Here is an 11,395-nt window from a genome sequence, read left to right as displayed (position 1 = left end):
CCTGGCCGGATAGCCCTTCGCTCTCCGGCCACTTGCAGGCTATGATAGTTCTCCAGTCACAGGAGAACGTTAATGAAACCGCAGGTGTACCACGTCGATGCTTTTACCTCTCAACCATTTCGCGGCAATTCTGCCGGTGTTGTTTTCCCCGCCGATAATCTTAGCGAAGCACAAATGCAGCTTATCGCCCGCGAGTTAGGCCATTCGGAAACTGCTTTTCTGCTGCACAGCGACGACAGCGATGTGCGCATCCGCTACTTTACGCCAACGGTTGAAGTGCCGATTTGCGGTCACGCGACAGTAGCTGCGCACTATGTACGTGCGAAGGTGTTAGGTTTAGGAAATTGCACGATCTGGCAAACATCGCTGGCAGGAAAACATCGCGTGACTATCGAAAAGCACAACGATGATTATCGTATTTCGCTGGAACAAGGTACGCCGGGCTTTGAACTGCCGCTGGAGGGTGAAGTACGCGCGGCGATTATCAACGCATTGCATCTTACTGAAGACGATATTCTGCCGGGTTTGCCGATCCAGGTCGCGACGACCGGGCATTCTAAAGTGATGATCCCATTGAAGCCGGAAGTGGATATCGACGCTCTTTCGCCTGACCTTAATGCGCTGACCGCTATCAGTAAACAGATTGGCTGCAATGGTTTCTTCCCGTTCCAGATCCGTCCAGGCAAAAACGAAACCGATGGTCGTATGTTCTCGCCTGCGATTGGTATTGTGGAAGATCCGGTGACTGGCAATGCCAATGGCCCGATGGGTGCATGGTTGGTACATCACAACGTATTGCCCCACGATGGCAACGTGTTGTGTGTTAAAGGCCATCAGGGGCGCGCATTGGGGCGTGACGGCATGATTGAAGTGACGGTGACAATTCGTGATAACCAACCGGAAAAAGTCACCATTTCAGGCACAGCGGTGATTTTGTTTCATGCCGAATGGGCAATTGAAATCTGAAATCGTTGCCTGATGCGCTTCGCCTGTCAGGTCTACAACCGGGCTAATGTATGCCGGATAAGGCGTTTACGCCGCATCCGGCAACCTGACATAAATTATTTTCCCGCCTCCGGATGCGTATCAAACGCCGCCATCACCAGCGCTAACTCATCCACAGTAAAGCCATGTTTCGCATCATCCACGCCCAGACCAAACTGTTCCTGCATCACGGCATATAACGACGCCACATCCGGTAGATTTCGCTGCTCCACCGCGTGCCCATTTTCATAATGGGTAAAATGAAAATTGGTCAGTGTCAGCTTGCCGCCGTCCGGCAAATGGCGGCACATCAGCAAATGATGGCGAAAATGCGACTGCGGCCAGTGCGCCGACCAGAAATTGCCCATCACATAATCGCTTTGTTGCTGCTCGCAGAGATCGAAGCGGTACATCGGCTGCCAATGCTGATGATGATTAAACTGCAACACCCAATCATCACCCTCCTGCAACAACCGATACTCTCCGTGTGGCGTGGTCTGCACGAGATCGGAAACTAAACGAATCGGCGCGGTTAGCGTCTGCCCACCGAAACCGACATCAGCAATCCATTTTTCCCCTTCCAGTTCCACCAACAGCAAACGATGGGTGCGCGGCGGTAATGCTGGCGGATTTGATAACACTACGCGCCCTAACAAGCTGCGAACGTTAAACCCCAGCTCGCGTAACACCCGCTCAAACACGCCATTCTGCTCAAAACAGTAACCGCCACGACGGGCTATCACCAGTTTCTCTTCCAGCGATTGATCATCAAGCTGTATTTCCCTCGGCAGCAAAACGTCAAGGTTTTCAAACGGAATGGTGCAATTGTGTTTCAGGTGCAATGCACGAAGCGTATCAATATTGACCGCAGCAGCTCCCGACCAGTTAATACGGGCAAAATAGTGATTCAGAATGGGCGTCATCAGGCGTTTCCCTTAGTGGTTTTCTCAACTTATAACCTGGAATAGACGCCGCACCGGCTATTTTGTGCGATCGCGGACATGCATCACGTTTGCAAATCGCCAATCCCGTTAATTTCGTTACTTATTGCGTTACGGACTACGCTTAAAAAAACCTTCTTCGCGAGGCGATACCATGAGCCGATTCATCCCCATAGAATTACACCATGCCAGCCGTCTGTTAAATCATGGCCCAACTGTCTTGATCACCAGTTTCGATGAGCAATCCCAGCGGCGTAACATTATGGCTGCAGCCTGGTCAATGCCGGTGGAGTTTGAACCTCCACGCGTGGCAATTGTGGTAGATAAATCGACATGGACCAGGGAGTTGATTGAACGTAACGGTAAGTTTGGCATCGTTATCCCGGGCGTTGCAGCAACTAACTGGACGTGGGCGGTGGGAAGTGTGTCGGTGCGTGAAGAAGATAAATTTAATTGCTATGGCATTCCGGTGGTGAAAGGTCCGGTGCTTGGTTTGCCACTTGTTGAAGAGAAATGCCTGGCGTGGATGGAGTGCCGCCTGCTACCTGCGACTTCTGCGCAACAAAAATACGACACGCTGTTTGGCGAGGTGGTATCAGCAGCGGCAGACGCACGGGTATTTGTCGAAGGCCGCTGGCAGTTTGATGATGATAAGCTCAATACGTTGCATCATTTAGGTGCTGGCACGTTTGTTACTAGCGGCAAGCGTGTTACGGCAGGTTAAGCATTACATGCTGTAACCGGGTTTCTTTATCAAAGCCTCCATTTGGGGCTCGATTTCGGCATCCCAGATAGCTTGCCAAGATTCTGGTTGAATCTGCTGTAGAGCAATGCTTATCGAGCTATCTTTACTGTTCAGATGGCGAATAATAACGTCGGTAATATCTGCAGCAAGTGCTGCTTTTTGTTGTTCGTCCAGTTCACGCGGAAAGCATTTAATGTCGATGTGCGGCATGATTACGCTCCTTTTGAAAGATGTCAGTAAAATTAACACACATTGTGAATGTCATGTGTCCGGTAAAGCGTTTATACGACAATAATGCCCAGGGCAAGATTACGAAAGCCCGCTCCCCGTAAGGACTGACGCCAGGTAGTTTCTGCCCATGGCTGCTTTTCGCATCTTACGTCTTAACCCTGCCTTGAATACCTTATCATTCGTCAAAATATTAATAGCAATGTGCCGTATCCCTGAAAATAATTCTGCTGCATTTCCTCTTCTTATTTTGCAGTCGTCTTCATTCATTACCACGTCCAGACGCCAATGCAGCTTATTCTCCACGTGCCAGTGGTTTCGGATTGCTGTGGCGAACTTCTCTGCGGTTAAATCAGCAGAACTGATATAATATCTGACCGTCATTTCTGGCTCTTTCTTTTGTTCTGCTATTATGGACCGAAAGGAGACTGCCACGCATAATTTCTTCAGCCCTTTCCATTCAAACGTGAAATCAATAAGTTCATCAGGGACATCGCAAACAATATGAAGACGGATTTCTTCTCTGCCGTGACTCTTTTCACTAATTGCGTAACTGTCATTCTCTGGATTATTTAATTCTTTCAGCGGAAATTTTTCCTCAAAGGCTTTATTTAGCCGCCCCTGGTTTCCTTTTACCGCGAATAAATAATCACCTCCCTGTTTTTGTATCTTCTCTGCAATATCTTTCTGGCAACCCATCGCATCAGTTGTGATGATTTTTCCTTTAATATCCAGCATGTTAAGAAGTTCAGGAATGGCTGTAATCTCATTGGATTTCTCATCCGTCTTAATCTGCCCGAGAATCAGACTGTGCATTGTTGAGAACGCACTAATGACATGAATTGCTCCCCTGCGGCACTCTTGTCATAAGAGTGCCGGAGCGTTTTTCCATCAATTGCAATGACGTCTTTATCATCTGAAGAATGGCAGTCACGCATCCAGTTAATAAAGCACTCGTGAAATTTTGCAGGACTGATACAGGATACAACTCTGGCGATGGTATCGTGAACAGGAATACCATTTTCAAAATCACCATATTGTTTTAAAAAATCGAGATGTGTTTCCCCAAAATCCTCTATATCTTCCCAGCCTTCTGCACCAGAAATAACGGCACAAATAGTCAACAGTAGAATATCCGATAATTTATGTTCCACTTTCCAGGCTTGTTTTTAATCGGGGATAATAGAAATATGTTCCATCAATTTTTTAAGTTCCATTTTGTTCTCCTTAATTATGTAAGGAGTATTTGATCATGTATAAGCAATAAAAAACAGCTTCAGGTAATAAGGAATATCTCAATTTTTAAACATAAAATGCGAATTATTTAGTACAAAAAGTGAACTCCTCAGGGCAAGATTACGAAAGTCCGCTCCCCGCAAGGACTGACGCGAGATAGTTTCTGTCCATGGCTGCTTTTCGCATCTTACGTCTTAACCCTGCCTTGAATACCTTATCATTCGTCAAAACATTAATAGCAATGTGCCGTATCCCTGAAAATAATTCTGCTGCATTTCCTCTTCTTATTTTGCAGTCGTCTTCATTCATTACCACGTCCAGACGCCAGTGCAGATTATTCTCCACGTGCCAGTGATTTCGAATCGCTGTCGCAAACTTCTCAGCGGTTAAATCAGCAGAACTGATATAATATCTGACCATCATTTCGGGCTCTTTCTTTTGCTCTGCTATTATTGAGCGAAAGGAGACTGCCACGCATAATTTTTTCAGCCCTTTCCATTCAAACGTGAAATCAATAAGTTCATCAGGGACATCGCAAACAATATGAAGACGGATTTCTTCTCTGCCGTGACTCTTTTCACTCATTGCGGAACTGTCATGCGCTGGATTATTTAATTCTGTCAGCGGAAATTTTTTCTCAAAGGCTTTATTTAGCCGCCCCTGGTTTCCTTTTACCGCGAATAAATAATCACCTCCCTGTTTTTGTATCTTCTCTGCAATATCTTTCTGGCAACCCATCGCATCAGTTGTGATGATTTTTCCTTTAATATCCAGCATGTTAAGAAGTTCTGGGATAGCTGTAATCTCATTAGATTTCTCATCCGTCTTGATCTGTCCGATGACCAGACTGTGCATTGTTGAGAACGCACTAATGACATGAATCGCTCCCCTGCGGCGACTCTTGTCATAAGAGTGCCGGAGCGTTTTTCCATCAATTGCAATGACGTCTTTATCATCTGTAGAATGGCAGTCACGCATCCAGTTAATAAAGCACTCGTGAAATTTTGCAGGACTGATACAGGATACAACTCTGGCAATGGTATCGTGAACAGGAATGCCATTTTCAAAATCACCATATTGCTTCAAAAAATCGAGATGTGTTTCCCCAAAATCCTCTATATCTTCCCAACCCTCTGCACCAGAAATAACGGCACAAATAGTCAACAGTAGAATATCCGATAATTTATGTTCCACTTTCCAGGCTTGTCTGTAATCGGGGATAATAGAAATATGTTCCATCAATTTTTTAAGTTCCATTTTGTTCTCCTTAATTATGTAAGAAGTATTTGATCATGTATAAGCAATAAAAAACAGCTTCAGGTAATAAGGAATATCTCAATTTTTAAACATAAAATGCGAATTATTTAGTACAAAAAGTGAACTTCTGATGATCTTTCCCTGGCCTGCCACCATCTCTTCACAAGCTTATGCTTATTACATGTTACATGCAAAACGTCCCGTTTTGCATCTTTGTGCCTACGGCACACCGTGATCTTTCCCTGATGAGGGATATATTAACTATTGAACATTAGCGCGAATTATTTAGTGCAAAAAATCAGCATCACGTGATGCTTTTCCTGCTATTAATAACCTCCTCTATTTAACTATATTTTTCATTGATGCAATTCGTAGATTTGAAGAAGTTCAACTGCCACTTTTTTATTTTTACTATCGCAATTTTTATACCATACCCATGCTTCCGTATTTTTTACTATTTTTAAATCATCCATAATAAAATCCCCACCAAAAACAGTAAAATACAATGTTTCCTCATTAAAAATAAAACTCACTGCCCCCCGTTACTTTATTCGTACCCCTTATAGGTAATGACTTCAACTTATTGATAGTGTTTTATGTTCAGATAATGCCCGATGACTTTGTCATGCAGCTCCACCGATTTTGAGAACGACAGCGACTTCCGTCCCAGCCGTGCCAGGTGCTGCCTCAAATTCAGGTTATGCCGCTCAATTCGCTGCGTATATCGCTTGCTGATTACGTGCAGCTTTCCCTTCAGGCGGGATTCATACAGCGGCCAGCCATCCGTCATCCATATCACCACGTCAAAGGGTGACAGCAGGCTCATAAGACGCCCCAGCGTCGCCATAGTGCGTTCACCGAATACGTGCGCAACAACCGTCTTCCGGAGACTGTCATACGCGTAAAACAGCCAGCGCTGGCGCGATTTAGCCCCGACATAGCCCCACTGTTCGTCCATTTCCGCGCAGACGATGACGTCACTGCCCGGCTGTATGCGCGAGGTTACCGACTGCGGCCTGAGTTTTTTAAGTGACGTAAAATCGTGTTGAGGCCAACGCCCATAATGCGTGCAGTTGCCCGGCATCCAACGCCATTCATGGCCATATCAATGATTTTCTGGTGCGTACCGGGTTGAGAAGCGGTGTAAGTGAACTGCAGTTGCCATGTTTTACGGCAGTGAGAGCAGAGATAGCGCTGATGTCCGGCAGTGCTTTTGCCGTTACGCACCACCCCGTCAGTAGCTGAACAGGAGGGACAGCTGATAGAAACAGAAGCCACTGGAGCACCTCAAAAACACCATCATACACTAAATCAGTAAGTTGGCAGCATCACCCCCCTTATAATGGGGTGTTAGCCAGCCAGACCCGGCATGATTACTGCCCCCAGTCGTCCATGATCCGGGGGGTGATGTCACCGGGTCTGGTGGGGCGCTGGTAACCGCTAATAGGGGTCAGGTCAGGCACTTTTGCCGGGACCGTCTGTAACGTGGATGCCGGTACCTGCTCCCCGTGGTTATCTGGTTAACCCATATACAAGGGAGACAGAATGACCGAATCCAGCGATTACGAATCCGTCCAGGTCTTTATCGGCGTTGATGTCGGTAAAGATACGCATCACGCTGTTGCCATTAATCGTTCAGGTAAACGCCTGTTCGATAAAGCATTACCCAACGACGAAAACAAACTCAGGTCGCTAATATCTGACCTGAAACAACATGGTCAGATACTGCTGGTTGTTGATCAGCCAGCTACCATCGGTGCGTTACCTGTCGCCGTTGCCCGCTCAGAAGGAGTCCTTGTCGGATACCTCCCTGGACTGGCCATGCGCCGCATAGCCGACTTACACGCCGGTGAAGCTAAAACTGATGCTCGTGACGCTGCCATCATTGCCGAAGCTGCCCGTACCCTGCCTCACGTGCGTATTCCGCTCTATTCGATCACGGATTGGCATCGAAGTTCGATCAGCGATTCGCATCCATTCGATCAACCGGGAACTTAACTTTTTCTACCGCTTTTTAACTCGTTTTTTCGCTGCTTTCCACTGTCGGGGGATTTTTCCTCAGGGACTCTCCCTGAAGGACCACTCTGTGTGAGTTATGTACCAGTCTGTCCAGGATGGCATCTGCTGTTGTTGGGTTCTCCATCAGACCATGCCATTTATCTACCGGGAACTGGCTTACCACTATCGTGCTGCTTTGTCCGTAACGATCCTCTGTGATCTCCAGAAGGTCATTACACTGGGCGTTACTTAACTGTTCCAGCCCCAGATCGTCCAGGATTAGAACCTGTATTTTTTGCAACTGTTTCAGATATTTCAGCCAACTGCCATCAACACGTCCCTGAGCCAACTGTTCCAGTAATCGCCCGGTTCTACAGTACCGGACGCTGTATTTCTGTCGACATGCCTGTTCGCCCAGCGCATTGGCTATCCAGCTCTTACCGCATCCTGTCGGACCGGTTATCAGTAGGTTTTTCCTGTGGATTATGTAGTGGCCGTTCAGCAGTTCCCTCATCTGTTCAGCCCGCAGACCTCTTGAGGCCGGATAACGCAGCCCTTCCGGTGTTGCCTGATATTTCAGGCAGGCATTTTTTCTCAACCGTGCCACACGACTGTTTTCTCTGCTCAGAAGCTCGTCATCAACCAGCAGTGTCAGCCTTTCCTCGAACGACAGTTCGTCGTAAGTCTGAGGCGTTTCCCGTTGCCGTATCAGGCTCCCGGCCATCGCCGGGAGTTTCAGTTGGGTCAGTTTGTTTAACAGATTATCACTCATACGGTTGTTCCTTCTGTCAGTGGTAGTAGCCAGGACCACGCAGGTTTTCATGCTCTGAAGCATATGCCGGATGTTGTTCGCCCTGGCGGGATAACGGAAGCTCAACGTTATCCCGATGATGACGCAGCAGATTGTCGATAAAGCGTCTGTCCGGGGCGTTATAGTGCAGGGCAACGTAACAGGCCTTTTCCAGCCGTTCCGGGCCGTATTTTTTCTGAAGTGCCAGCAGACCCAGGACTGCACGGTAAGCCAGCTCCGGATGGGGTTTGGCTTTCAGCATGGATTCAACCACCCGGCCTGTGGACGGACCTGTACGGTTTCCCTGCTCGATAAGGCGTTCCGGTGTCCATGTCCCATGCCGCCGGTGGCGTTCTGGCATGTGAAGCGGATTGGTTGTGTGTTTATATTCATGTGTGCTGCGCGGATGTTGCGCCACACACTGCCCCTTGTGCCAGAGCTGTACCACCGACTGCCCCACCTTCAGTGACAGACGCTGACCGACCAGTTCGTGTGGAACGGAGTACCAGTGACGGGCATATTCAACGTGGTAGTCAGGGCCAACCTTCACGGCTTTGTATTCCGTGTATTCATAAGGCTCCAGAGGCAGCGGAGAGAGTGCTGGTGCATCCAGCATGCGGAAGCGTTCTGCGCGGGTTTGATTACCGTATCCCTTCATTGGTCGGTTATTCATGTCCGTCAGCAACTCCCGAAGGCGTGCATTCAGCGCCCTGAGCGTGTGGAAGGTTTCATTACGGATGCGGGCAAGAAGCCATCGCTCGACGATGAGGACGCCGTTTTCTGCTTTTGGTTTATCTTTAGGTTTGCGCGGGCGGGCCGGGATAATAACCGTGCCATAGTGCTCAGCCAGCGCCTGATAACTGTCGTTGATGACAGGCTCATAGCGATCGGCTTTTTTCACTGCGCTTCTGAGGTTATCGGGGATGAGCAGCTTCGGTACGCCGCCCAGGAAGGTCAGGCAACGGCTGTGGGCATTTAACCATGACATCATGTCCTGACCTTCGCACGCTTCAACATAGGTATAGTTGGACGCCCCCATTACAGCCACGAAGATTGCCACGCGGCGTATCTCTCCGGTGTCCGGATTAATAACAGGGACCGTAGGACCACAGAAGTCGATAAAGAGCTTTTCGCCAGCACGATGCTCCTGTCGCATGGAGAGGCGTCGCGTTTTTTTCCACTTCCGGTAGCAACGGCAGAAGTGTGAGTATCCCATCGCTTTGTCACCCGCCTGTGCCTTGTATTCCATCCACAACAGTTGGCGCGTCACGCCAGGTTTTCTCATTTCCGTATCGAAGTACAGCATGTCAGGCATAACAAGCTCTGACGCAGAGGTGTCTTTGGGCGGGAAAATGAGTTTCTCCAGCGTGTCATGGGATATATCCGCAGGTAATGGCCATGACAGAGAAGAGGCTTTGAAGCGGGCAAGAACCTCAAAAACGGTTGAGGCGCTGATGTGTAACGTCAGTCCGATACAACGGTTAGTCAGCTTCTTATCGAACTTGAGCTGAAGGATCTTAAAACAAGTTTCCATAGTGCTCCTGGATTTTCTCTTTTTGGACATTGACGTCTCCACTGGTTTAAACACGGCAATGGAGACTGTGGTGAAAAGAGTTAATTCCCGGAGTGACTGGCGAATTCCAATCAATGATCGGAAGTATGCCAAATCGTGATCGATTGTGATGCCAAACTGTGATCGGAGATGGATGCCAAATCATGATCGATTCGAATGCCAAACTGCGATCGATTCAGATGCCATTTTGCACCTCACGCGCTACGCACGCTGAAACTGGCTGACGAGCAAATCGCCGAACTCTCCATGCTCTGCGGCTTCGATGATGATCTTGCCGCACAGACAACGCAGGCCAGCAACCGTATCCGCGGCCTTCTGACCCAGATACATCCGGCACTGGAGCGCGTTCTCGGTCCGAGACTTGAGCACCCGGCGGTACTCGATCTTCTCCAGCGATATCCCTCACCAGAAAAACTCGCTTCGCTGGGCTTCGCTGGGTGAGAAGAAGCTGGCAGCCCAGCTCTGCAAACTTGCGCCTCGTCTGGGTAAACGCCTTGCAGCAGACATAGCTCAGGCACTGGCCGAACAAACCGTCGTCGTTCCCGGCACGAATGCCGCTGCCGTAGTACTGCCACGTCTGGCACTCCAGCTCATCACGCTGCGTAAGCAAAGAGACGAGGTGGCGCTTGAGGTAGAACAGCGAGTTCTTGCTCACCCTCTTTACCCGGTCCTGACCAGTATGCCCGGAGTCGGTGTCAGGACCGCAGCCAGACTCCTCACCGAGGTCGCCTGCCGCGCCTTCGCCTCTGCCGCACATCTCGCTGCTTATGCTGGCCTTGCGCCGGTAACTCGGCGATCCGGCTCGTCAATACGCGGTGAGCATCCCTCGCGACGGGGTAATAAAGCTCTCAAACGGGCGTTGTTCCTGTCGGCCTTCGCCGCGCTCAGGGATCCGCTCTCCAGGGCTTACTACACCCGCAAAATGGGTAATGACTCCAACTTATTGATAGTGTTTTATGTTCAGATAATGCCCGATGACTTTGTCATGCAGCTCCACCGATTTTGAGAACGACAGCGACTTCCGTCCCAGCCGTGCCAGGTGCTGCCTCAGATTCAGGTTATGCCGCTCAATTCGCTGCGTATATCGCTTGCTGATTACGTGCAGCTTTCCCTTCAGGCGGGATTCATACAGCGGCCAGCCATCCGTCATCCATATCACCACGTCAAAGGGTGACAGCAGGCTCATAAGACGCCCCAGCGTCGCCATAGTGCGTTCACCGAATACGTGCGCAACAACCGTCTTCCGGAGACTGTCATACGCGTAAAACAGCCAGCGCTGGCGCGATTTAGCCCCGACATAGCCCCACTGTTCGTCCATTTCCGCGCAGACGATGACGTCACTGCCCGGCTGTATGCGCGAGGTTACCGACTGCGGCCTGAGTTTTTTAAGTGACGTAAAATCGTGTTGAGGCCAACGCCCATAATGCGTGCTGTTGCCCGGCATCCAACGCCATTCATGGCCATATCAATGATTTTCTGGTGCGTACCGGGTTGAGAAGCGGTGTAAGTGAACTGCAGTTGCCATGTTTTACGGCAGTGAGAGCAGAGATAGCGCTGATGTCCGGCAGTGCTTTTGCCGTTACGCACCACCCCGTCAGTAGCTGAACAGGAGGGACAGCTGATAGAAACAGAAGCCACTGGAG

At 49.2% G+C, this 11,395-nt stretch carries 10 protein-coding genes and 3 pseudogenes; 4 read left to right on the top strand and 9 right to left on the bottom strand.

The window, feature by feature from the left end; all coding sequences use genetic code 11:
* Window positions 1-72 precede the first annotated feature (72 nt).
* A complete protein-coding gene (locus C1P89_RS06295) occupies window positions 73-966 on the top strand; it encodes a PhzF family isomerase (RefSeq protein ID WP_000804382.1) in 894 nt (297 codons plus the stop codon).
* Window positions 967-1,061: 95 nt separating this feature from the next.
* On the opposite strand, the gene nhoA is transcribed toward C1P89_RS06295, so the two are convergent.
* Window positions 1,062-1,907 (bottom strand): N-hydroxyarylamine O-acetyltransferase, encoded by an 846-nt coding sequence (nhoA, locus tag C1P89_RS06290; RefSeq protein WP_000187911.1) that lies wholly within the window; start codon window positions 1,905-1,907, stop codon window positions 1,062-1,064.
* A 172-nt stretch (window positions 1,908-2,079) separates the two neighbouring features.
* On the opposite strand from nhoA, the gene C1P89_RS06285 reads away from it, so the two are divergent.
* A complete protein-coding gene (locus C1P89_RS06285) occupies window positions 2,080-2,649 on the top strand; it encodes a flavin reductase family protein (protein WP_000085905.1) in 570 nt (189 codons plus the stop codon).
* Window positions 2,650-2,652: 3 nt separating this feature from the next.
* Here C1P89_RS06285 and pptA read toward each other — a convergent pair whose 3' ends face one another.
* The 5 genes and pseudogenes from pptA to C1P89_RS06265 form a co-directional block, all read right to left on the bottom strand.
* Entirely contained in the window at window positions 2,653-2,880 is a 228-nt protein-coding gene (gene pptA / locus C1P89_RS06280) for a tautomerase PptA (RefSeq protein ID WP_001120145.1), read from the bottom strand.
* 99 nt (window positions 2,881-2,979) lie between these two features.
* Window positions 2,980-4,115: pseudogene (locus C1P89_RS06275) on the bottom strand (ISAs1 family transposase).
* A 139-nt stretch (window positions 4,116-4,254) separates the two neighbouring features.
* A complete protein-coding gene (locus C1P89_RS06270) occupies window positions 4,255-5,391 on the bottom strand; it encodes an ISAs1 family transposase (RefSeq protein WP_000420813.1) in 1,137 nt (378 codons plus the stop codon).
* A 356-nt stretch (window positions 5,392-5,747) separates the two neighbouring features.
* Window positions 5,748-5,924 (bottom strand): hypothetical protein, encoded by a 177-nt coding sequence (locus tag C1P89_RS25840; RefSeq protein ID WP_000008097.1) that lies wholly within the window; start codon window positions 5,922-5,924, stop codon window positions 5,748-5,750.
* 47 nt (window positions 5,925-5,971) lie between these two features.
* Window positions 5,972-6,669 (bottom strand): IS1-like element IS1A family transposase gene (locus C1P89_RS06265; RefSeq protein WP_094096600.1). Its coding sequence is split into 2 segments (ribosomal slippage): window positions 5,972-6,420 and window positions 6,420-6,669, totalling 699 coding nucleotides; the frame shifts between segments, so codons are not numbered across the junction.
* 267 nt (window positions 6,670-6,936) lie between these two features.
* Here C1P89_RS06265 and C1P89_RS06260 point away from each other — a divergent pair.
* Window positions 6,937-7,305, top strand: a pseudogene (locus tag C1P89_RS06260) (IS110 family transposase); the annotation flags it as partial.
* A gap of 100 nt (window positions 7,306-7,405) precedes the next feature.
* Here the strand turns inward: C1P89_RS06260 and istB are convergent.
* Window positions 7,406-8,161, bottom strand: a complete 756-nt coding sequence (gene istB, locus C1P89_RS06250) for an IS21-like element ISSso4 family helper ATPase IstB (protein ID WP_001282649.1) — start codon at window positions 8,159-8,161, stop codon at window positions 7,406-7,408.
* Between the two features lie 16 nt (window positions 8,162-8,177).
* Window positions 8,178-9,713 carry an IS21-like element ISSso4 family transposase gene (gene istA / locus C1P89_RS06245; protein WP_000447022.1) on the bottom strand — a complete coding sequence of 512 codons (1,536 nt, stop codon included), beginning with the start codon at window positions 9,711-9,713 and terminating at the stop codon, window positions 8,178-8,180.
* 231 nt (window positions 9,714-9,944) lie between these two features.
* Between istA and C1P89_RS06240 the strand changes: the two are divergent.
* Window positions 9,945-10,677 (top strand): annotated as a pseudogene (locus tag C1P89_RS06240) (transposase); the annotation flags it as partial.
* Between the two features lie 15 nt (window positions 10,678-10,692).
* Here C1P89_RS06240 and C1P89_RS06235 read toward each other — a convergent pair.
* A protein-coding gene (locus C1P89_RS06235) for an IS1-like element IS1A family transposase (protein ID WP_094096600.1) occupies window positions 10,693-11,390 on the bottom strand; the annotation gives its coding sequence in 2 pieces (ribosomal slippage) (window positions 10,693-11,141 and window positions 11,141-11,390; 699 coding nt in all).
* Window positions 11,391-11,395 lie beyond the last annotated feature (5 nt).

Source organism: Shigella sonnei (genome assembly GCF_002950395.1).
In the GTDB taxonomy this organism is placed as follows: Bacteria; Pseudomonadota; Gammaproteobacteria; order Enterobacterales; family Enterobacteriaceae; genus ECMA0423.
Note: the sequence above shows the minus strand (reverse complement) of the source record. Positions and strands in the feature narration are given on the sequence as shown.

What these genes read in the sequence shown, in the direction of transcription:
- C1P89_RS06295 (WP_000804382.1), top strand. Translation starts at nt 73, where the DNA reads ATGAAACCGCAGGTGTACCACGTCGATGCTTTTACCTCTCAACCATTT.
- nhoA (WP_000187911.1), bottom strand. Translation starts at nt 1,907, where the DNA reads ATGACGCCCATTCTGAATCACTATTTTGCCCGTATTAACTGGTCGGGA.
- C1P89_RS06285 (WP_000085905.1), top strand. Translation starts at nt 2,080, where the DNA reads ATGAGCCGATTCATCCCCATAGAATTACACCATGCCAGCCGTCTGTTA.
- pptA (WP_001120145.1), bottom strand. Translation starts at nt 2,880, where the DNA reads ATGCCGCACATCGACATTAAATGCTTTCCGCGTGAACTGGACGAACAA.
- C1P89_RS06270 (WP_000420813.1), bottom strand. Translation starts at nt 5,391, where the DNA reads ATGGAACTTAAAAAATTGATGGAACATATTTCTATTATCCCCGATTAC.
- istB (WP_001282649.1), bottom strand. Translation starts at nt 8,161, where the DNA reads ATGAGTGATAATCTGTTAAACAAACTGACCCAACTGAAACTCCCGGCG.
- istA (WP_000447022.1), bottom strand. Translation starts at nt 9,713, where the DNA reads ATGGAAACTTGTTTTAAGATCCTTCAGCTCAAGTTCGATAAGAAGCTG.